14 protein-coding genes are annotated in these 22,192 nt (G+C 38.5%); 13 read left to right on the top strand and 1 reads right to left on the bottom strand.

Annotated features, from left to right (window positions below; genetic code table 11):
* Nucleotides 1-62 precede the first annotated feature (62 nt).
* The 9 genes from ZA06_RS15055 to purL all read left to right on the top strand — a co-directional run bounded on the left by ZA06_RS15055 (nucleotide 63) and on the right by purL (nucleotide 12,649).
* Nucleotides 63-1,790 carry a phospho-sugar mutase gene (locus tag ZA06_RS15055; RefSeq protein WP_053978326.1) on the top strand — a complete coding sequence of 576 codons (1,728 nt, stop codon included), beginning with the start codon at nucleotides 63-65 and terminating at the stop codon, nucleotides 1,788-1,790.
* Complete coding sequence (locus ZA06_RS15050; RefSeq protein ID WP_053978325.1) at nucleotides 1,790-3,616, top strand: ABC transporter ATP-binding protein; 1,827 nt, start codon at nucleotides 1,790-1,792, stop codon at nucleotides 3,614-3,616. Before ZA06_RS15055 ends, ZA06_RS15050 begins: the two co-directional genes overlap by 1 nt.
* A 292-nt stretch (nucleotides 3,617-3,908) precedes the next feature.
* Nucleotides 3,909-4,451: an RNA polymerase sigma factor gene (locus tag ZA06_RS15045; RefSeq protein WP_053978324.1), complete on the top strand. Its 543-nt coding sequence runs from the start codon at nucleotides 3,909-3,911 to the stop codon at nucleotides 4,449-4,451.
* Nucleotides 4,452-4,482: 31 nt separating this feature from the next.
* Complete coding sequence (locus ZA06_RS15040) at nucleotides 4,483-4,998, top strand: hypothetical protein (protein WP_053978323.1); 516 nt, start codon at nucleotides 4,483-4,485, stop codon at nucleotides 4,996-4,998.
* Nucleotides 4,995-5,438 (top strand): hypothetical protein, encoded by a 444-nt coding sequence (locus tag ZA06_RS15035; RefSeq protein ID WP_053978322.1) that lies wholly within the window; start codon nucleotides 4,995-4,997, stop codon nucleotides 5,436-5,438. The genes ZA06_RS15040 and ZA06_RS15035 overlap by 4 nt, the downstream gene beginning before the upstream one ends.
* Before the next feature lie 192 nt (nucleotides 5,439-5,630).
* Nucleotides 5,631-6,845, top strand: coding sequence for an RsmB/NOP family class I SAM-dependent RNA methyltransferase (locus ZA06_RS15030; protein WP_053978321.1), 1,215 nt, complete (start codon nucleotides 5,631-5,633; stop codon nucleotides 6,843-6,845).
* 18 nt (nucleotides 6,846-6,863) lie between these two features.
* The gene (locus tag ZA06_RS15025; protein WP_082332048.1) at nucleotides 6,864-7,952 is read left to right on the top strand and encodes an endonuclease; all 1,089 of its coding nucleotides are present in this window, start codon (nucleotides 6,864-6,866) and stop codon (nucleotides 7,950-7,952) included.
* Nucleotides 7,953-8,010: 58 nt separating this feature from the next.
* Nucleotides 8,011-8,871, top strand: coding sequence for a fructosamine kinase family protein (locus ZA06_RS15020; protein ID WP_053978319.1), 861 nt, complete (start codon nucleotides 8,011-8,013; stop codon nucleotides 8,869-8,871).
* Nucleotides 8,872-8,983: 112 nt separating this feature from the next.
* The gene (purL, locus tag ZA06_RS15015) at nucleotides 8,984-12,649 is read left to right on the top strand and encodes a phosphoribosylformylglycinamidine synthase (protein WP_053978318.1); all 3,666 of its coding nucleotides are present in this window, start codon (nucleotides 8,984-8,986) and stop codon (nucleotides 12,647-12,649) included.
* 105 nt (nucleotides 12,650-12,754) lie between these two features.
* Here purL and ppdK read toward each other — a convergent pair whose 3' ends face one another.
* Nucleotides 12,755-15,481, bottom strand: coding sequence for a pyruvate, phosphate dikinase (gene ppdK, locus ZA06_RS15010; protein WP_053978317.1), 2,727 nt, complete (start codon nucleotides 15,479-15,481; stop codon nucleotides 12,755-12,757).
* 464 nt (nucleotides 15,482-15,945) lie between these two features.
* Here ppdK and ZA06_RS15005 point away from each other — a divergent pair, with 464 nt between their 5' ends.
* The 4 genes from ZA06_RS15005 to ZA06_RS14990 all read left to right on the top strand — a co-directional run bounded on the left by ZA06_RS15005 (nucleotide 15,946) and on the right by ZA06_RS14990 (nucleotide 21,914).
* Nucleotides 15,946-18,660 (top strand): phosphoenolpyruvate carboxylase, encoded by a 2,715-nt coding sequence (locus tag ZA06_RS15005; protein ID WP_053978393.1) that lies wholly within the window; start codon nucleotides 15,946-15,948, stop codon nucleotides 18,658-18,660.
* 69 nt (nucleotides 18,661-18,729) lie between these two features.
* Nucleotides 18,730-19,353: a class I SAM-dependent methyltransferase gene (locus ZA06_RS15000; RefSeq protein ID WP_053978316.1), complete on the top strand. Its 624-nt coding sequence runs from the start codon at nucleotides 18,730-18,732 to the stop codon at nucleotides 19,351-19,353.
* A 117-nt stretch (nucleotides 19,354-19,470) separates the two neighbouring features.
* The gene (locus ZA06_RS14995) at nucleotides 19,471-21,219 is read left to right on the top strand and encodes a TrkH family potassium uptake protein (protein WP_053978315.1); all 1,749 of its coding nucleotides are present in this window, start codon (nucleotides 19,471-19,473) and stop codon (nucleotides 21,217-21,219) included.
* An 11-nt stretch (nucleotides 21,220-21,230) separates the two neighbouring features.
* Nucleotides 21,231-21,914: a potassium channel family protein gene (locus tag ZA06_RS14990; RefSeq protein WP_053978314.1), complete on the top strand. Its 684-nt coding sequence runs from the start codon at nucleotides 21,231-21,233 to the stop codon at nucleotides 21,912-21,914.
* Nucleotides 21,915-22,192 lie beyond the last annotated feature (278 nt).

Genomic DNA, 22,192 nt, shown 5'->3' with positions numbered 1-22,192 from the left:
TCAACTCAAAAGCATCTCATAAAATGTATGAAATGCTTATTTTTGTGATATAATATTAGCTTATGAACACTTTAGAACCTCAATTACAGGAACGCATCCAAATGTGGTTAACTTCAACCTTTGATGCCGATACCCAGGAACATATCAAATCTTTAATGGACAGCAACCCCAACGAACTTAAGGAATCCTTTTATAAGGATCTTGAATTTGGCACCGGAGGTATGCGTGGTATTATGGGCGTTGGTACCAACCGTATTAACAAGTATACCCTTGGAAAAAATACGCAAGGATTGAGCAACTACCTGTACAAATGCTTCCCTAATCAGCCTATTAAAGTGGTTATTGCCTACGACTGTAGACATAACAGTAAAACTTTGGCAAAAGTGGTTGCAGATGTGTTCTCTGCCAATAATATTGAAGTATATCTGTTTGAAGATTTACGTCCTACTCCAGAGCTTTCCTTTGCTGTGAAACACCTAGGATGCCAATGTGGAATTGTTTTAACAGCATCACACAACCCTCCTGAATATAACGGCTACAAAGTATATTGGGAAGATGGAGGTCAATTAGTTCCTCCTCAAGACCATGAAACTATCGAAGAAATCAATGCATTGGATTACTCTGAGGTTAAATTCAATGCCAACGAAGATTTAATTCATTATATCGGAAAAGATATTGACAATGCCTTTGTAGATGCAGCGGTTGCCAATGCTAGTTTTACCAGTCAGGAAGCCAAAGACAATTTATCGATTGTATTTACGCCATTACATGGAACGTCCATTACCACAATCCCGGAGACTTTAAAACGTGCTGGCTTTAAAAATGTTCACATTGTGGAAGCTCAAAGCGAACCAAACGGAGACTTCCCTACGGTAGCCTCCCCTAACCCGGAAGAACCTGAAGCCTTAAAAATGGCCTTGGAATTGGCTGAGAAAGTTAATGCGGATATCGTAATAGGAACCGACCCCGATAGTGACCGTTTAGGAGTTGCCGTGAGGGATTTGGAAGGCAATATGGTATTATTGAATGGAAACCAGACCATGATCATGATGACCGAGTTTCTATTGAAACAATGGCATGACAAAGACCTTATCAAAGGAAAGGAATTTATAGGTTCCACGATTGTATCAACCCCTATGATGCAAAACCTGGCCGATGCTTTTGGAGTTTCGTATAAAGTAGGACTTACAGGTTTTAAATGGATCGCCAAAATGATCGTCGATTTCCCTGAACTGAAATTTATTGGTGGTGGAGAAGAAAGTTTCGGATTTATGGTTGGGGATTTTGTTCGAGATAAAGATGCAGTGACCTCTACCCTACTAGCTTGTGAAATTGCCGCGTATACCAAAGCTCAAGGCGGTTCATTCTACCAAGGTTTAATTGAAGCCTACGTGAAATATGGGTTCTTTAAAGAACGCTTGATCTCTTTAACTAAAAAAGGGATTTCCGGTGCTGAAGAAATCAAACAAATGATGGTTGATGCTCGTGAAAATCCATTGAAAGAAGTGAATGGTTCAAAAGTAGTGACTGTGGACGATTACCAATTATCCACTTCAAAAGATTTAATACAAGGAACTGAAAGCCCTATAGAAATTCCAAAATCCAATGTATTGATCTACACTACCGAAGACGGTAGCAGAATAGCCCTAAGACCTAGTGGTACAGAGCCTAAAATCAAATTTTACATTAGCGTAAACACGACGTTAGACAATGTGTCAGAATTCAAAGCTGTGGAACAAAAATTGGAATCGAAAATCGATGCCATTTTAAAGGCCATGAAACTCAATTAATGGAATACCTAAAAAAACTGTCGCAATTCATACTTCCCTACAAGAAGTATGGGTACCTCAATATTTTCTTCAATGTGCTTTACGCACTGTTCAGTACACTGGCCATGGTGTCTTTAATGCCCATGATCAATGTATTATTTGGAGAAACTAAAAAACTCACCGTAAAACCTGTGTATCAAGGTATCAAGCATTTAAAATCTTACGGTGAGGATTACCTGAATTACTTTGTAACAACAACCAATGCCAATGAAGGGCCAGAGCGCACTTTATTGTATATGATTATTTTGATCATTAGCTTGTTCTTACTTAAAAACCTGTTTAATTATCTAGCCTTGTTCTCTATAACATTTCTTAGAAATGGGGTCCTGAAGGACTTAAGGAATGCCATTTACGACAAAGTAATCACCTTGCCTATTTCTTTCTATTCTGAAAAGAAAAAGGGGGATATCATTGCACGTATTTCAGGAGATGTAAATGAAGTAAAAAACTCACTATTGGCCGTATTGGAACTTATTATAAAGGAACCTTTAACCATTGTGTTTGCAATTATCACCATGTTTACTATTTCCACAAAACTCACTGTTTTTGTGTTTTTGTTCATTCCAGTAGCAGGCTTGATTATTTCTAGAATTGGAAAAAGTTTAAAACGCAAATCCAATAAAGTACAAACCGAACAGGGTGTATTCCTGTCAACCCTTGAGGAAACTCTAAGTGGACTTAAAGTCATCAAAGGATTTAATGCCGAGAAACGCTTTAATGACAAATTTCAAGACTCTACAAATCGCTTTTATCATTTTTCAAACACCTTACTGAATCGCCAAAACTTGGCCTCTCCTACGAGTGAATTTCTAGGAATCGTTACGATAGCAGCATTGTTATGGTATGGAGGTAGTATGGTTCTTATAGAAAACACTCTCTCCGGAGGTGCTTTTATCACCTATATGGCTTTGGCCTATCAAATTTTGACACCAGCGAAAGACATTAGTAAAGCAAGCTACAAAGTAAAGGCCGGAAATGCCGCCGCCGATCGTGTGTTGGAAATCTTGAATACAGAATCGCCTTTACAGGATAAGCCAAATGCCAAAGTTAAAAATGAATTCACTACGGCAATCGACATTAACAATATCTCCTTTAAATATGAAGATGACTGGGTTTTGAAAGACTTTTCAATTACTGTGCCTAAAGGAAAAACTGTGGCATTGGTAGGACAGTCTGGAAGTGGAAAAAGTACCATTGCCAATTTGGTGACCAGATTTTATGATGTCAACAAAGGTAGTATTACCATAGATTGTGATGATATTCGCGACCTTAGCAAGCATTCATTAAGAGGCTTGATTGGATTGGTTACCCAAGACTCTATCCTTTTCAATGATTCTATTAAAAACAACATGCTTATTGGTAAAGAAGACGCCACTGATGAAGAGATTATCGAGGCCTTAAAAATTGCCAATGCTTGGGAATTTGTAAGCACACTTCCAAACGGTATTGAAACCAATATTGGAGATTCTGGGAACAAACTTTCAGGAGGACAAAAACAACGTCTTAGCATCGCTAGGGCCGTTCTAAAAAATCCTCCAATTATGATTTTGGACGAAGCCACTTCAGCATTGGATACTGAAAGCGAACGTTTGGTACAGGACGCTTTGGAAAAAATGATGATGCACCGTACTTCCATTGTCATAGCTCATAGGTTATCTACCATTCAAAATGCCGATGAAATTATTGTGATGCAAAAAGGACAAATTGTAGAGCAAGGTTCTCACGAAGAATTGCTTGCCAAACAAGGCGCTTATAAAAAGCTTGTGGAAATGCAGAGCTTTGATTAACAAACAATAACCTTAAAAAGCCAGAAAAGGATGCAACAGTTGTCGCATCCTTTTCATTTTTATTACCAAATTTGGGGACATTGGTAACAGGTTTATAGGTTAGGCTGATGTAAACTTAGAACATTTTTACATACAATGCAAGAAAAAAATGCGTTTTATCGTGTTTTATTGCATTTCATCGATTCATTTGTGACGTAAATAATTAAAATTCAACCAATTACACAAATACCGCATTTTACCAAAATTCCATTAAACTTTTCCTAATTTGTGATGTCTAAGCAATAAACAACAGGTGATAAGCGAACAAGACCTCATAGTTCAATTAAAATCAGAACGCACCAAGGAACAGGCATTTAAGGAATTACTGTCTCAATACAAGGAACGTTTGTACTGGCACATCAGGAAAATTGTCATTTCCCATGATGATGCCGACGATGTCTTGCAAAACACCTTTATTAAAGTTTACAAAAACATTCATAACTTTAAAGGAGAAAGCCAATTGTTTTCATGGATGTACCGTATTGCCACCAATGAATCTATTACCTTTCTCAACCGAAAAGCAAAGTTTTTAAAAGCTTCCAGTGAAGAAATTCAGCAACAGGCCATAAACAATCTAAAAGCCGATGTGTATTTTGAAGGTGACGAAATCCAGTTGAAATTGCAAAAAGCCATAGCCTTGCTACCACAAAAGCAACAGCTCATCTTCAACATGAAATATTTTGATGACATTACTTATAGGGAAATGGCAGACATTTTAGAAACTAGTGAAGGTGCCCTGAAAGCATCCTATCATATTGCTGTGAAGAAAATAGAAAAATACCTAAGCTCAAATTAAACCTTTTTGGTATAATTTAGTCAAATTAACAATGAAAGACAACAAATTACATCTTAATAAATCTGCGGGACACCAAGTTCCTGAAGGCTATTTTGATAAGGTCGAAGACGCTATTTGGGATCAAGCAAATTTGTCTAGCAAAATAACTACTCCCGGATTTGAAGTACCCTCTAATTATTTTGAGTCTTTTGATGCCAAAATTTTAAGAAAAGTCCAGACCCAAGAGTTCGCTAACCCTAAAATTACACCATTTTGGACACGGCAAACCACTTTTTATGCAGCCGGAATTGCGGCCACCATCATCTTACTTTTGGGTTTATTCTTGAATTCCAAAGACAGTCTGGATTTTAATGACCTAGAAACAGTTTCCATTGAAAGCTATTTATCTGAAGAAGAATTTACAGATCAAGACCTAGCAGCTTTGACCACTGAGGACTATCTGCTTTTTGATGGGTTTAACGAAACCAACATCCCAGATGCAACCATAGAAAATTATCTTATAGAACATTCGTCACTGGACGATTTGGAATACATATCAGAACCATGAGACAATTCACTTTAACAGTACTTCTCTTTTGCCTGAGCTTTGGCATCCAAGCCCAAGAACCAGACAGAGAGAAAATCAAGACCTTAAAAATTGCCTTCCTAACAGAACGTTTGAACCTCACCAAAAAAGAGGCTCAAGAATTTTGGCCAGTTTACAACACTTTTGAAGAGAGCAACAACCAGCTTAGGCATGAAGCATTCACTAAACGTAGAAATGCCAATTTGGAAAGTTTAACGGAATCCCAGGCCAAAGCCCTACTAAATGAAATTGCAACTATTGAAGACCAACGCCACCAGTTGAAGACAAAATTTCTCAATGATTTACAGGAAATTTTATCTGCCAAGAAAATTTTGCTGCTCAAACAATCTGAAGATGATTTCAAACATCAAATGTTTGAGGAATTCAAAAAACGTCGTCGTGAACAACATGGGAAACCATGATAAAAAGGAAGCCTAAATGGCTTCTTTTTTTATTTAGAACATTACACAGCACCAGGAATGTGTTTTACTTAAAATTCTTATGACAATTCGTAGCTTTTAAACTACCTTTGCATGTTTTTATTTTTTAAATCCGGCAACTGTTAAACTATTGCATTAAAACCAATTAGCCAACAGGGCCTTGAACATTACAATATGCGCTTACACAGAAACCTATGTTTTGCAACCGTAGATGGTTTATTACAGATATTCAATGAGGGACTTTATGCCGATAAAGTAATCCAGCAGCTTTTAAAACGCGACAAGCGTTGGGGAAGCCGTGACCGTGCCTTTGTGGCCGAAACCACTTACGATATTGTACGTTGGAAGCGCCTGTATGCCGAAATCGCCAATGTAAAAGAACCATTTGACAGAGATGATATTTGGCGTCTGTTTGCTGTTTGGGCTACCTTGAAAGGTATTAGATTGCCAGATTGGAAATATTTTGAAAACACCCCACAGCGAAAAATCAAAGGACGTTTTGATGAACTTTCCAAAATTAGAAAGTTCCGCGACTCCATTCCTGATTGGATGGACGAACTTGGTGTTCAGGAATTAGGCGAAGTAGTTTGGACCAAAGAAATTTCAAAACAAAACGAACAGGCCGATGTAATTTTAAGAGTGAACACTTTAAAAACGAACAAGAAAGACCTTCAACTTCGCCTTCAGTCTGAAAATATAGAGACTGAGTTTTTATCAGACTACCCTTCTGCCTTAAGGCTTAAGGAACGTGCCAATGTTTTTAAAACCGAGGCTTTTAAAGATGGATGGTTTGAAGTTCAGGATGCTTCTTCTCAATTGGTTGCGCCATATCTAGATGTTGCCCCTGGCATGAAAGTTGTTGATACCTGTGCAGGAGCTGGTGGAAAAACGTTGCACATTGCTTCCCTTATGGAAAACAAAGGCCAAATAGTTGCCATGGACATTTACGAAAGTAAATTGAAAAAGCTCAAGGTTAGAGCAAAACGCAACGGTGTGCACAATTTGGATTTAAAAGTTTTGGATTCTACCAAGCCTATCAAAAAGCTTTACGGAAAAGCTGATAGAGTATTAATTGATGCGCCGTGTTCTGGTCTAGGAGTAATGAGAAGAAATCCAGATTCCAAGTGGAAATTGGAACCTGAATTCATTAAAAACATCAAAGTGACCCAACAGGAAGTATTGCAACAATATTCCAAAATGGTAAAACCAGGAGGAAAATTGGTATATGCCACCTGTTCTGTACTACCATCGGAAAACCAAAACCAAGTGGCTGCTTTTTTGAAGTCGGAAAACGGTAAAGATTTCAAATTGGTAAAAGACAAAAAGATTTTGGCCTACGAATCTGGATTTGATGGTTTTTATATGGCTCAATTAGAGAAAAACAAATAATAACAGAAACGTGCGTTTATGAAACATAACTACCTACTGCTTTTATTTTTCATGACTTTCCGTTTGTTTGCTCAGATTCCTGAAGGATATTATGATGCAGCCGAAGGGCTCGAGGGGTATACTCTTAAAACAGCACTTAAAACCATTATTGATGATATTGACGATAGTAACGGCCAAGCCTTTCATGATACTTCCGTAACCTACAGTCAACTTTGGACTTTGTACCAAACCTCAGATGTGAGAACAGACGGCAAGGTTTGGGATATTTATAGCGATTGTAATTTTGAATTTGGCACCGACCAAGACAATGGCACAGGCGGTACAGTAGAATGTGATAAATACAACCGTGAACATACCTTTCCTCGAAGTTGGTTTGGCAACAACCAAAACCATCCCATATTTGCCGATGCGTTTCATATTCTACCAACTGATAAAAAGGTAAATGCTGAACGCGGTAATTTGGCTTTTGGTGAAGTTTCTTCGGCAAGCTACACGTCTCTAAACGGTAGTCAAAGAGGCAGCACTGACCTTTCGGGACCTGTAGGAGAAGTTTTTGAACCTGTAGACGATTATAAAGGGGATATTGCACGTGGTCTATTTTATATTGCTGTTCGTTACCAGGAAGATGTGGCTTCCTGGGAAACCAATGACACAAATGGTAACAGCATGCTTGACGGCACAAGCGATAAAGTATTTGAACAATGGGCTTTAGACCTGCTTTACAGTTGGCATATCAACGACCCTGTAAGCACCAAGGAAATAGATAGAAACAATGCCATTTTTGAGCATCAAGACAATAGGAACCCATTTATTGACCACCCAGAATATGTAAGTGCTATTTGGCAGGAAGAATTATCAGTTAGTGAGTACCAAACTAACTTGGAACCTACCTTCTACCCCAACCCAGTAAATGGCAATACACTTTATATAGATACTTCTTTTGATTTGGAAGTTCAGATTTATAATGTTTTAGGAAAACTAGCTTTGGAAAAACAGGTTTCCAACACTGAAAATAAATTGGATATTTCCAAGCTAAACAGCGGCATCTATCTGGTTAAATTACAGTACCAAAATCAGTCAGTCACCAAAAAGCTTATCAAACAATAGCTTTCATAAGAATTTGTAATTTTAAGGTCATCTATCAACAGATGACCTTTTTTATTGCATGGAAACCAATATCATCACCTACCTATCAGAACAATTAAATGAATCCATTTTAGACTTTCAATCCATTTCAGGAGGTGATATTTCTCAGGCTTATTTATTAAGAACCAGGGACAATTCCTATTTCCTAAAAGCCAACAAGAGTCCCAAAGCTCTCGATATGTTTCAAAAGGAAGCCTTGGGACTGAAGCACATTGCAGAAACCAATACCATTTCCACTCCAGACGTAATACATTGTAATAAACTTGAAGACACTTCTCTTCTACTCATGGAATATATACCTGCAAAAACTCCTTATTCCAAAGATTTTAAAACGCTGGGAGAACAATTAGGAAACTTACATAAGATATCCAGTAACTCTTTTGGATTTGATAGCGACAATTATATAGGAAGTTTGCATCAAAGTAACAAACCAACTGACACTTGGATCGAATTCTACGTAAATGAACGACTGTTTCCACAATTACAACTCGCTATTCAAAACCAATTACTTTTAGAGTCAGAATGTCCTTCAAAAGAACAAATGATAGCAAAACTTGCTCCCTTCTTCCAAAATGTAGTTCCCTCACTTTTACATGGCGATTTATGGAGCGGGAATTACCTAATTTCTCTAGAAGGCACTCCCTATCTTATAGACCCTGCTTCCTACTATGGACACCATGAAGTAGACATTGCAATGAGCAAATTATTTGGTGGCTTTGGCCCCGAATTCTACAAGGCTTACGACAAACAATATCCCGAAACTTCCCATACCCAAGACAGAATTTCTATTTACCAACTCTATTACTTATTGGTTCACCTCAATTTGTTCGGAAAGAGCTACTATAGTTCTGTTAGCCATATCTTGGAAAAGTACTTTTAAGCACTACTTATTCACCCTTTGAAAATAGGAATAAGCTTTCCTGAAAAATGCCACTTAAATGACTAAAAAAGTGTATTTTTGCATTTTTAAATTACAACCTAATACATCAACAATGATTCATTTCTTTGGAAACGTAAACAGTAAGGTTTTTGCTGTTCAAACAACAAAAGAATTATCAACAGAAACCATTTCTAAATTAACATGGTTATTTGGCAACCAGCCTAAAATAGAGCAAGCATCGTTGGATGCTTTTTTTGTTGGGCCAAGAGCAGCTATGATTACGCCTTGGAGTACCAATGCAGTGGAAATCACTCAAAACATGGGGATTTCAGACATCATTCGAATTGAGGAATTTGAAGCTGTTTCTGAAGATTTCAAAGGGTATGATCCTATGATTTCTGAAAAATTCAACGGATTACACCAAGAATCATTCACAATAGATATCAAGCCAGAACCTATTCTTGATATTGAAGATATTGCAGCTTATAACATTCAGGAAGGGCTTTCTTTAAGTGATGAAGAAGTGGCTTACTTAGAAGGTGTTTCTGAAAAAATTGGTCGCCCGTTAACCGATTCTGAAGTATTCGGTTTCTCACAAGTAAACAGTGAGCACTGTCGTCACAAAATTTTCAACGGAACATTTGTAATTGATGGTGAAGAAAAACCGACGTCATTATTTAAAATGATTCGTAAAACATCTGAAACCAATCCTAACGATATCGTTTCTGCATATAAAGACAATGTTGCTTTTGTAAAGGGACCTGTTGTTGAGCAATTCGCTCCTAAAACAGCTGATAAACCAGATTTTTACGAAACTAAAGAATTCGAATCTGTTATTTCATTAAAAGCAGAAACCCACAACTTCCCTACAACCGTAGAGCCATTTAATGGTGCTGCTACAGGTTCAGGAGGAGAAATTCGTGACCGTTTAGCTGGAGGAAAAGGATCTTTACCTTTAGCAGGTACTGCGGTTTATATGACGTCTTATTCGCGTCTGGAAGAAAACCGTCCTTGGGAACAGGCTATGGATGAGCGTAAGTGGTTATACCAAACACCAATGGATATCTTAATTAAAGCCTCTAACGGTGCTTCAGATTTTGGTAACAAGTTTGGTCAGCCATTAATCTGTGGTTCGGTGTTAACGTTTGAGCACGAAGAAGATGCCAGAAAACTAGGTTTCGATAAAGTGATTATGCAAGCTGGAGGTATCGGGTATGGTAAAGCTGAACAAGCTTTAAAAGACACCCCTAAAACTGGTGATAAAGTGGTTATCCTTGGTGGTGAAAACTATCGTATTGGTATGGGGGGTGCTGCGGTATCAAGTGCTGATACTGGAGAATTTGAATCAGGTATCGAATTAAACGCCGTACAACGTTCTAATCCAGAAATGCAAAAACGTGCTGCTAACGCGGTTCGTGGTATGGTTGAAAGCGATGAAAACTACATTGTTTCTATTCACGATCACGGTGCTGGTGGACACTTAAACTGTCTTTCGGAATTAGTTGAAGAAACTGGTGGACACATCGATTTAGATAAATTACCTGTAGGAGACCCTACATTATCAGATAAAGAAATTATCGGTAACGAATCTCAGGAACGTATGGGATTAGTTATTGCCGAAAAACATATTGAAACATTACAAAAAATTGCCGATCGTGAGCGTTCACCAATGTATACCGTTGGAGACGTAACCGGTAATCACCGTTTCACCTTTGAATCTAAAACCAACGGACACAAACCAATGGATTTAGCCATGGATGATATGTTTGGTAGCTCACCAAAAACATACATGCATGACAAAAAAGTAGCTCGCAATTATGCCGATGTTGCTTACAACAAAGAAAACTTCTACGATTATTTAGACCAGTTATTACAATTAGAAGCTGTAGCTTCTAAAGACTGGTTAACCAATAAAGTAGACCGTTGTGTTGGTGGAAGAGTAGCCAAACAACAATGTGTTGGACCATTACAAATTCCATTAAACAACGTTGGAGTGATGGCCTTAGATTACAAAGGAAAAGAAGGTATTGCAACATCTATCGGGCACTCACCTATTTCTGGATTAATCAATCCGGTGGCTGGAAGTAGAAACTCAATTACTGAAGCTTTAACTAACATTATCTGGGCGCCTTTAAAAGACGGATTACAAAATGTGTCTTTATCGGCAAACTGGATGTGGCCTTGTAAAAATGAAGGTGAAGATGCGCGTTTATACGAAGCTGTTGAAGCCGTTTCAGAATTTGCAATTGATTTAGGCATCAACGTGCCAACCGGAAAAGATTCGTTATCGATGAAGCAAAAATACCCTAACGAAGAGGTTATTGCTCCAGGTACTGTAATCATTTCGGCAGCTGCAAACTGTACAGACATTAATAAAGTGGTTGAACCTGTATTCCAAAAAGGAGCAGGAAACGTTTATTACATCAATCTGTCTCAAGACAACTTTAAATTAGGTGGAAGTTCATTTGCTCAGGTGGTTAACAAAATTGGTAACGATACACCAAATGTTCAATCTGCCGCATACGTTAAAACCGTATTCAACACGATTCAACAACTCATTCTTGACGGACAAATTGTTGCTGGACATGATGTGGCTTCTGGTGGATTAATCACTACCTTATTAGAATTATGTTTTGCTGATAACAATTTAGGAGCTGAATTAGATATTACCGCTTTAGCTGAAAACGATTCATTTAAAGTATTATTTGCTGAAAATGCTGGTTTAGTAATTCAGTCGAAAGATACTTCTATCGAAACTGTTTTATTTGCTGCTAATATTGATTTCTTCAACATTGGTAAAGTAACAGAGTCTGATGTATTAAGCATCATTAACGGAACGGATGTATTTACCATGACGGTATCTCGTTTACGTGATATGTGGTACAAAACATCATTCTTGTTAGACCAAAAGCAAACAGCTAACGGTTTTGCACAAGACCGTTACGACAACTATAAAAATCAACCATTACAGTACACGTTCCCAAGTCACTTTACAGGGAAACTTCCTGTAATAGATGCGAGTAAGCCAAGACCGAAAGCAGCGATTTTACGTGAAAAAGGAAGTAACTCCGAGCGTGAAATGGCAAACGCGATGTACTTAGCCGGATTTGATGTGAAAGACGTTCACATGACCGATTTAATTTCTGGTCGTGAAACCCTTGAAGACATTCAGTTCTTAGGTGCTGTTGGTGGATTCTCTAACTCTGACGTTTTAGGTTCTGCTAAAGGTTGGGCCGGAGCCATCAAATACAACGAAAAAGCGAATGAAGTGATTAAAAATTTCTTCAAACGTGAAGATACGTTATCTGTTGGTATTTGTAACGGTTGTCAGTTATGGATGGAATTAGAATTGATTAACCCTGAGCACGATGTTCACGGGAAAATGGTTCACAACAATTCTCATAAACACGAAAGCTCGTTTACTTCAGTGAAAATTCAGGAAAATAACTCGGTAATGCTTTCTAGCTTAGCTGGAAGTACTTTAGGGGTTTGGATTTCTCACGGTGAAGGTAAATTTAACTTACCAGAATCTGAAGATCAATACAATATTGTTGGTAAATACGCTTATTCGGAATACCCACACAATCCAAATGGTTCAGATTACAACACAGCGATGATGTGTGATACAACAGGGCGTCACTTAGTAACGATGCCGCACATTGAGCGTTCTACATTCCAATGGAACTGGGCGCACTACCCTAGCAACAGACAGGATGAAGTTTCGCCATGGGTAGAAGCTTTTGTTAATGCTAGAGAGTGGGTGGAAAAACATCAATAAGAATTACAATTTTTCATAAATAAAGCGGTCAAGAATACATCCTTGACCGCTTTCCATTTAATTAAAAACCAATATTAAATTTATTAAACAAATCTACTTAAACATTTATGCTGATTTAATGGCAGCTTGAGCCGCAACCAATCTTGCTATTGGCACTCTAAATGGCGAACAACTTACGTAGTTCATTCCAGTGTTGTAGCAGAACTCTACAGAGCTTGGTTCTCCACCGTGCTCACCACAGATACCCACTTTTAATTGTGGTTTTACGCTACGACCTCTTTCAGTTCCTAGTTGAACTAGCTGTCCTACTCCTTCTTGATCCAAGACTTCAAAAGGATCTACTTTCAAAATTCCTTTTTCAATGTAGATTGGCAAGAACTTACCAGCATCGTCACGAGAATACCCAAAGGTCATCTGAGTCAAGTCGTTGGTTCCAAAGGAGAAGAAATCGGCATGCTCGGCAATTTTATCGGCCATCAAGGCTGCTCTAGGCACTTCTATCATGGTACCGATTAAATAGTCTACTTTATCATTACGTTCTTCAAAAATGGCGTTAGCCGTATTTCTGATGATGTTTTCCTGTGCGACAAACTCTTCAACTGTTCCAATTAAAGGCACCATAATTTCAGGTTGACAAATAATGCCACGTTCTTTCAAGTTCAACGCTGCTTCAATTATGGCACGGGTTTGCATTTCGGTAATCTCTGGATAAGTGTTTCCTAATCTACATCCTCTATGTCCAAGCATTGGGTTGAACTCTTCCAATTCAGCTACTTTGTTCTTAACTGCGGTTAACGAAATGTGCATTTCTTCAGCCAATTCTTTTTGGGTCGCCAATTGGTGAGGTACAAACTCGTGTAATGGCGGATCCAATAAACGGATGGTTACAGGAAGACCTTCCATTGCTTCAAAAATTCCTTCAAAATCCTCACGTTGCATTGGTAACAGTTCTTGTAGCGCTTGCTTTCTACCTTTTACGGTATCGGCCAAAATCATTTCACGCATGGCTTTGATTCTGTCCACTTCAAAGAACATATGCTCGGTTCTGGTAAGTCCGATACCTTCTGCTCCGAAACCTCTCGCTATTTTAGCATCTTTTGGTGTATCAGCATTGGTACGCACTTTCATTTTGGCATATTTGTCGGTAAGGCTCATCAATTCTGCAAATTCCCCACTCAATTCAGGTTCTACAGTTTCTACTTTACCTTCAATGATATTACCTGTTGAACCGTTTAGAGAGATCCAATCCCCTTCATGGTATTCATGACCATCAACAGTTAAGGTTCTTGTTTTGTAATTGATTTTTAAAGCGCCTGCTCCTGAAATACAACATTTACCCATACCACGGGCTACCACTGCCGCATGTGAAGTCATCCCTCCGCGAGCCGTTAAAATACCTTTGGCAATGTGCATTCCTTCCAAATCTTCCGGAGAGGTTTCAATACGCACCAAAATACTGTTTTTGAACTTGGCTGCTTCATCGGCAAAGAACACTATTTTTCCAGTAGCCGCTCCAGGAGATGCTGGCAACCCTTGTGCAATTACATGAGCACTTTTTAAAGCTTTAGGATCGAATACTGGGTGCAGTAATTCATCCAATTTGTTTGGCTCTATATGAAGTAACGCTTCTTTTTCATTGATTAAGCCCTCTTTCAATAAGTCCATAGCAATTTTCACCATTCCAGCTCCAGTACGTTTTCCGTTTCTGGTCTGTAAAATCCATAACTTGCCTTCCTGGATGGTGAATTCCATATCCTGCATGTCTCTATAATGCTGTTCCAATACTTCTTGGTAACCATCGAGTTCTGCAAAAATACTTGGCATCACTTCTTCCAAAGACGGATATTTTTCTGCTCGTTCTTCTTCTGTAATTTGAGCTAATTCTGCCCAACGTTTAGATCCTAATAAGGTAATTTGCTGTGGTGTTCTAACACCTGCCACTACATCTTCTCCTTGGGCATTGATAAGATATTCACCATTGAAGACATTTTCACCGGTACCAGCATCACGGGTAAAGCACACACCTGTTCCAGAGTTGTTCCCCATGTTTCCATACACCATAGCCTGAACATTTACGGCAGTTCCCCAGTCGGCTGGATATCCGTGCATGTTTCTGTAGTAAACGGCTCTATCTCCATTCCAACTATTAAACACCGCTATAATGGCTCCCCAAAGTTGTTCCCATGGATTGGTTGGGAAACTGTGCCCTGTTTGTTTTCTTACGGCATCTTTAAAGTCGTATACCAAATCCTTTAAATCCTGAACGGTAAACTCTGTATCCAATTGAATACCGCGTTTTTCCTTAAGGTTTTCCATGATTTCCTCAAACGGATCGATATCTTCCTTAGATACCGGTTTCATGCCTAAAACCACGCCTCCATACATTTGTATAAAACGACGGTAGGAATCCCATGCAAACTGTTCGTTATTGGTTTTTTTGGCCAATCCCAATACCACTTCGTCATTCAAACCTAAATTCAACACGGTATCCATCATCCCTGGCATGGATACTCTGGCACCAGAACGTACAGACACCAATAATGGGTTTTCCTTGTCTCCGAAGCCACTTCCCATTAAAGATTCAATATTAGCAATAGAAGCTTCTACCTCCTCCTTAATCATATCAACAACAGTATCCTTACCCAGTAAATTATACTCCGTACAAACTTCTGTGGTGATTGTAAAACCTGGCGGCACTGGAATACCAATAGCACTCATTTCTGCTAAATTGGCCCCCTTACCTCCTAAAAGGTTTTTCATTGTACTATTGCCATCTGCCGATTTATTTCCGAACCGGTAGACTCTAGTTTTTGTTGCTTCCATTATTTCCATAATATTAATCTTTAAGAAAATTTAACACTTCTTTGTGAGTATAAAAGTACTCATTACCAGTAGCTCAATAAATGATTTATATCATACAATGGAAGATATTAATTACTTATATCTATTTGAAAACAGTCTAATAATCAATATGAATCAAATTGATATTCCGTGAAAATATTTTTATTGTTAGGGTTTTATTTTTAAAGAAGAATAGGGTTTAGATACAATCAACTTCTAAGTGGGTATAAAATTCAGATTAAGTACTAAATATCATTTCAGATGAAATTATCAAACAAACACAATTTATTAACCTGAAAATCAAATAAGTATCACACATAATTCATTATCTTTAATCGCTGAACTACAAATTGGTTTCTCGTCCTTCATTAGGCTCATATTATTCCTGTAAACCATTATTAACAGCTATATTTAAGAACAAAACCAAACATAACACCAATACAAATAAGTACAAAATGACAAAAGTATCACTCCAACAAAAGGGATTTGAGAAGATAAAACTTGATTTCCAGTATCTATTGTCAGTCTTCAAAGAGATGTTGGCATCCATTGGCGAAACAGATTTAGTAGACATTTTACCTTTCGATAATTTAGATGCAGCTGCAAAAAAATATAGTTCAAATGAAAAGATGACCCAAGCTATTGGCATCTGTTTTGAACTATTAAACTTAGCTGAAGAAAATGCCGCCACTCAATACAGAAGAGAGTCTGAAACAAAATTCGGTATTGAAACAACACGCGGTTCTTGGGGAGAAACACTGCATCAATGGAAAACCGAAGGATTGAATGAGGAGAAAATTGCCAAAAAGTTACGAGAAATACTCGTCATGCCCGTTTTAACGGCCCACCCTACTGAGGCCAAACGCCTAACGGTATTGGACATCCACCGTGAGCTTTACCTGCTCTTGGTTAAAAGAGAAAATCCTAATTGGTCAACTTCGGAACAAGCCCAATTAAAACAGGAAATGATCAGTTTAATGGAGCGCTGGTGGTTTACGGGTGAAATCTATTTACAAAAACCACGCCTTGAAGATGAAAGAGGCAACCTAATGCACTATTTTGTAAATGTCTTCCCCGAAGCAGTTCGGTTAACAGACCAACGCCTGCAGCATGCGTGGACCACCATGGGGTATGCTCCAGAGCTACTGGAATGGCCAGAACATTTCCCAGTAATTAAGTTTGGTAGTTGGGTTGGTGGCGATCGTGACGGCCATCCTTTTGTAACCCCACAATTCACGGCCTCCACCTTAAGATTACATCGTCAAGCCATCCTTAAGGTCATCCAAGAACAGCTTTTTGATCTCGCGGCAGAACTGAGTATTTCCAGTTATATCACGTCCATTCCAAAGGGCTTTTTAAAGGATATAGAAACCATGGCCAAATTATTTGGTGAAGAAGGCCAAAAAGCGGTGGATAGAAACCCGTCTGAGCCTTTCCGTCAATATGTCAACTTATTATTGGTTCGCTTGAACCACACCACTATAGACAACCACGCCTTGGGAGAAGCAGGATATTTTAAATCTTCAAATGATTTGTTATCGGAACTTCAAAAACTGAGACAGGTATTAATAGATTTAGGAGCCAAACAAATGGCCAAGCAATGGTTATTTCCTATTGAACGTCTTATTCAATGTTTCGGTTTTCATTTGGCGAAGTTGGATATCAGACAAAACAGTACCTATCATGAAAAGGCTATCAGTCAGATGTTGGCAAGTTCAGGATATGAAAATTCCAACTATGGTGAATGGGATGAAGACAAACGTTTGGACTTTCTAAATAATGAGCTTACCAGCAACCGTCCTTTTTTGGTTAGTGGCACTTCTTGTGGTCTTGAAGCAGATAATGTTCTAGGCTACCTTCGGGAAGTAAAACTGTATGTAGACTTATATGGCACGGAAGGTATTGGTTCCATCATTGTGAGCATGACGCGGTCCTTAAGCGATTTACTTTTGGTTTATGTATTTCTGAGAGAAGTTGGGTTGAAAGATGCTGGACTTATGGTGGCGCCACTTTTGGAAACCATTGACGATTTAAATGCTGGACCCGACATTTTAACGGCCTACCTAAACCACCCTGTTGTGAAACAGCAACGTGATAATTCAGATAGTTTTACACAAGAAGTCATGTTGGGCTATAGTGACAGCAACAAAGATGGAGGAATCCTGACCAGCCGTTGGAACATTTACAAAGCCGAAGAAAATCTCACAAAAACGGCTGAAGCCTTAGGTGTAAAAGTCTGCTTCTTTCATGGTCGCGGTGGAACCATTAGTCGTGGTGGCGGAAAAGTCCACCGATTTTTAGACAGTATGCCTCCAGGATCCTTGAGCGATCACATTAAAATGACGGTGCAGGGAGAAACCATTGCCAATCAGTTCGCCAACCGCCTTACGGCAACCTATAATCTGGAAATGTTTATGGCGGGAACCGCCAGGCAAACCATGAAAACTGCTCCTAAAGCCAAAGACACCGAACTTTACAATATCATGGACACTTTGGCCGACATGAGCAGAATAAATTACAGAAAACTACTCGATCATCCTAAGTTCATGGACCTATATTCCCATGCCACACCTATTGATGTCTTGGAACTAAGCAAAATTGGCTCAAGACCTGCTCGTAGGACAGGGCAACGCACCTTGAATGACTTACGCTCCATTCCTTGGGTATTTAGTTGGAGCCAATCCAGATTCAATCTTAGTGGTTGGTTTGGATTAGGAGCTGCTTTGGATGAATTTCAACAAGAACACCCAAAAGATTATGAGCGATTGAAAAAACTTGCCGAAGACTGGCCATTTTGGAAATACCTTCTCATCCAGATTGAATCCAACCTAATGGATTCGGATATAGACATTATGAAAAAATTTGCGGAGCTCATTGAAGATGCGCAAACCAAAGAAGAGCTGATAGAACTTATTATCAACGACTACCATTCTTGTCTTCAGGAAATAGACGACATTTTGGGAGAGCCTGTAGCCACAAGACGAATCTCTAAAATGGAAGATATGAAATTAAGAAAGTTGGCCTTAAAATCTTTGAGCGAACTTCAAGTAGATTACCTCAAAAAATGGCGAACTATTCGCGAAACCGATGCAAAACAGTCCGATTACTACCTTGTACAGCTATTAATCTTGATTAATGCCCTTTCTACAGGCTTGAAAGGAACAGGTTAAATTGATTTTTAGTTGCACATAGGCACTAGCTAAAGTATATTGCCAATATCAAACTTAACAATATAAAAAATGACCGATACTTGGTTACAACTTTGGAATGACCGATACAGAGATCCTGTCTACGCCTATGGCACCAACCCAAATGAATTTCTAAAGCTTCAACTACAAAAACTAGAACCGGGAAACATCCTTTTTGGAGCTGAAGGAGAAGGCCGAAATTCGGTTTATGCAGCAACACTTGGTTGGAAGGCCCATACCTTTGATATTAGTATTGAAGGCAAACAGAAAGCCCTAAAACTGGCCGAAGAAAATCATGTTTCCATAGACTACCAAGTTGGACTTTTACCTGAATTAGACTTCCCAAATGAACACTTTGATGCCATTGCTTTGGTGTATGCCCATTTTCCAACAAATATAAGATCGGAGTACCACCAACTACTTGACAAAAAGTTGAAAAAAGGAGGGTATATTATTATGGAAGCCTTTAGTAAAAACCACTTGGAATATCGTAACAGAAACCCAAAAATTGGTGGCCCTGGGGATTTGGCATTATTGTTTTCTAAAGAAGAATTGAAATCGGATTTCCCTAACTATGAAATTTTAGAATTGGAAGAAACAGAAGTAACGCTACATGAAGGGCTTTACCACAACGGTATCGGTTCTGTGATACGGTTTGTTGGCAGAAAAAAATAGCTCTCAAAACCTAAGATATTTCTTCATTAGTTCTCCTTCATAAGGGTATCATTATTTTGTGGATTGAAACTAGTTTCATTCTTATGAATAAAGTAAGGAATAACCTATTTTTGTTGCATGAACCACAACTTGAAAAACCTTTACGCAACTGCATTTTGGGCAAGCGTTTTAGGAATGTTTGCCTTTCTTTTTGACTTCGGTTTCCAAAAAGCTACTCTTACACAACAAATTATAGATGCTTTTTACTTTATTGTCATTGCCTTAGGCGTGGTTTCAACCTCAGCAAGGTACTTTGAAAACCCACTCTTGTTCAAGCGTAAAGTTGCCATTTTCGATGTGATTTCTGTCGCTTTCAGTCTTTACATTTTTTACATGTACCTCTTTGTTGGGGAAGCGTTTAAAACAGATTTAATTTTAGAAAACCCCCTTTGGGTAGTTTTGGCGGTAATTTTATCCTTTATCAGGGAATTTTCGGAACAAAAGCTAAACCTCTCCAGAACCTTTTTCAACCCAGCACAATTATTCATCCTAAGCTTTTTAACCATCATTCTCTTGGGTGCCCTGCTTCTCATGTTACCCAAAGCCACTTATAACGGCATCTCATACATAGATGCCCTGTTTACTTCCACAAGTGCGGTTTGTGTTACGGGATTGATTGTGGTAGATACAGGGACCTACTTTACACATTTTGGACAGTCCATCATTCTATTTTTAATACAAGTTGGCGGGTTGGGAATCCTAACATTTGCCAGTTATTTCAATTACTTTTTTAAAGGTGGTAGTACTTATGAAAATCAGTTAACGCTTAGTGAGATGACCAATTCCCAAAAAATTGGGGATGTATTCAGTACCTTGAAAAATATTATCGTCATTACCACAATTGTGGAATTGGCTGCGGCTATACTTATCTTTTTCTCTTTGGACAAATCCTTGTTCGATCGATTTTCAGATCGCGCCTTTTTCTCAATATTCCATGCTATTTCCGCTTTTTGCAATGCGGGTTTTTCAACTTTGAGCAACAGTATTTACGATACCGGTTTTAGATTTAATTACAGTCTACAATTAGTGCTTATCGCTACGTTTGTGTTGGGAGGATTGGGATTCCCTATTGTGGTGAACATTGTTAATTTAATCAAGCATAAAATCATCAACCTGTTCAGTTTCAATTCCAAAGTCAAAACCTACAAGCCTTGGGTTCTAAACATCAACAGTAGAATTACCTTGGTTACAACCATGTCTCTTACCCTGGTTGCCTTTGTGTTGTTTTTCATTTTGGAATACCACCATACTTTGGCAGAACATTCCCTATACGGAAAACTGGTGAATGCCCTATTTGGCGCAACTACTCCAAGAACTGCAGGATTTAATGCCGTAGACATGAAGGCCTTGGCCTTTCCAACAGTGATGATCACCTTTTTACTGATGTGGATTGGAGCTTCCCCCGCCTCTACGGGTGGTGGTATTAAAACCAGCACTTTTGCTATTGCCACACTTAATATTTTGAGTTTAGCCAAAGGAAAACAGCGTATTGAAGTCTATAGAAGGGAAATTGCAGATATTTCCGTAAAAAGAGCCTTTGCTACCATTGCCCTATCCTTAATTGTGATTGGTACAGGCATCATGCTCATTACGGTCTTCGACCCAGAAAAAGGTCTGTTGAATATTGCTTTTGAAAGCTTTTCGGCCTACAGTACTGTTGGTTTAAGTTTGGGCATTACCGGAAGTTTGAGTACTCCTAGCAAACTTATTGTTGTTGCCATTATGTTTATTGGTAGGGTTAGTATGCTCTCCATTATTGTGGCCGTTTTCAAAAAAATCAAACATAAAAACTATCGCTACCCAAGCGAAGAAATTACAATTAACTAAATAGTGTAGTCATGAAATATATTGTTGTAGGCTTAGGAAATTTTGGGGCGTCATTGGCCGAAAAATTAACTTCTCAAGGCAATGAGGTCATTGGCATTGACAGCCGAATGACCAAAGTAGACTTGTTCAAAGAACGAATTTCCCATACCATTTGCATGGATGCTACAGACGAGTCCACCGTATCGGGGCTTCCGCTTAAAGATACCGATGTGGTGATTATTGCCATTGGTGAGGACCAAGGCGCCAATGTCATGGCTACCGCTTTATTCAAGAACTATCAAGTGAAGCGTTTAATTAGTCGCGCCATTGACCCTTTACATGAAAAAGTACTCATTGCCATTGGTGTGGATGAAATTGTTCACCCAGAAGAAGAAACCGCCGAACGTTGGGCCAAAAAATTATGTTTGACCAATGTGGTAGACTCCTTTGAATTGAGCCAGGATTTTAGCATCATTGAAATTGAAGTCCCTAATAAGTATGTTGGAAAAACCATCAAAGAAATTGGGCTGCGCTCTAAATACAATATTTTGGCTTTAACAACCATCAAAAAAACAGAGGTTAAAAGTGTGGTTGGAAAAACACGAAACGAAGATAGGGTTCAAGGGGTTGCTTCTCCAGATACTGTTTTAGGTGAACATGATATTTTAGTGATCTATGGAGCCAATAGGGATTTGAGAAACTTTACCAATCAATAACAATGCTGTTTGTATTGAGCCTATTATATAAAGTTTTGATATGTATTTAGTTTCTCCAATTTCATCCAAAACTTTTATTAATTTTAAAGAACTTAAAGCACTCCTATTCTCACTAAATGAATAATGACGCCATAGAACACATCTTTAAATTAAAGAAGGAACTTAGAAGAATACGACTTTTATTAATCCTTTTCACCCTAGTTCACATAGGCTACGTCATTCTAATGTTTTTAAACGTTAATCAAAATATACTTACCCCAATCATCTTAATTATCAAT

Origin of the sequence: Mangrovimonas xylaniphaga (genome assembly GCF_001280435.1) — a bacterium.
In the GTDB taxonomy this organism is placed as follows: Bacteria; Bacteroidota; Bacteroidia; order Flavobacteriales; family Flavobacteriaceae; genus Mangrovimonas_A; species Mangrovimonas_A xylaniphaga.
Note: the sequence above shows the minus strand (reverse complement) of the source record. Positions and strands in the feature narration are given on the sequence as shown.

Excerpts from the sequence above, each read along its gene's own strand:
- ZA06_RS14995 (WP_053978315.1), top strand. The coding sequence starts at position 19,471 with ATGAACCACAACTTGAAAAACCTTTACGCAACTGCATTTTGGGCAAGC.
- ZA06_RS15050 (WP_053978325.1), top strand. The coding sequence starts at position 1,790 with ATGGAATACCTAAAAAAACTGTCGCAATTCATACTTCCCTACAAGAAG.
- ZA06_RS15055 (WP_053978326.1), top strand. The coding sequence starts at position 63 with ATGAACACTTTAGAACCTCAATTACAGGAACGCATCCAAATGTGGTTA.
- ZA06_RS15030 (WP_053978321.1), top strand. The coding sequence starts at position 5,631 with ATGCGCTTACACAGAAACCTATGTTTTGCAACCGTAGATGGTTTATTA.
- purL (WP_053978318.1), top strand. The coding sequence starts at position 8,984 with ATGATTCATTTCTTTGGAAACGTAAACAGTAAGGTTTTTGCTGTTCAA.
- ZA06_RS15035 (WP_053978322.1), top strand. The coding sequence starts at position 4,995 with ATGAGACAATTCACTTTAACAGTACTTCTCTTTTGCCTGAGCTTTGGC.
- ppdK (WP_053978317.1), bottom strand. The coding sequence starts at position 15,481 with ATGGAAATAATGGAAGCAACAAAAACTAGAGTCTACCGGTTCGGAAAT.
- ZA06_RS15020 (WP_053978319.1), top strand. The coding sequence starts at position 8,011 with ATGGAAACCAATATCATCACCTACCTATCAGAACAATTAAATGAATCC.
- ZA06_RS15025 (WP_082332048.1), top strand. The coding sequence starts at position 6,864 with ATGAAACATAACTACCTACTGCTTTTATTTTTCATGACTTTCCGTTTG.
- ZA06_RS15000 (WP_053978316.1), top strand. The coding sequence starts at position 18,730 with ATGACCGATACTTGGTTACAACTTTGGAATGACCGATACAGAGATCCT.
- ZA06_RS15040 (WP_053978323.1), top strand. The coding sequence starts at position 4,483 with ATGAAAGACAACAAATTACATCTTAATAAATCTGCGGGACACCAAGTT.
- ZA06_RS15005 (WP_053978393.1), top strand. The coding sequence starts at position 15,946 with ATGACAAAAGTATCACTCCAACAAAAGGGATTTGAGAAGATAAAACTT.
- ZA06_RS14990 (WP_053978314.1), top strand. The coding sequence starts at position 21,231 with ATGAAATATATTGTTGTAGGCTTAGGAAATTTTGGGGCGTCATTGGCC.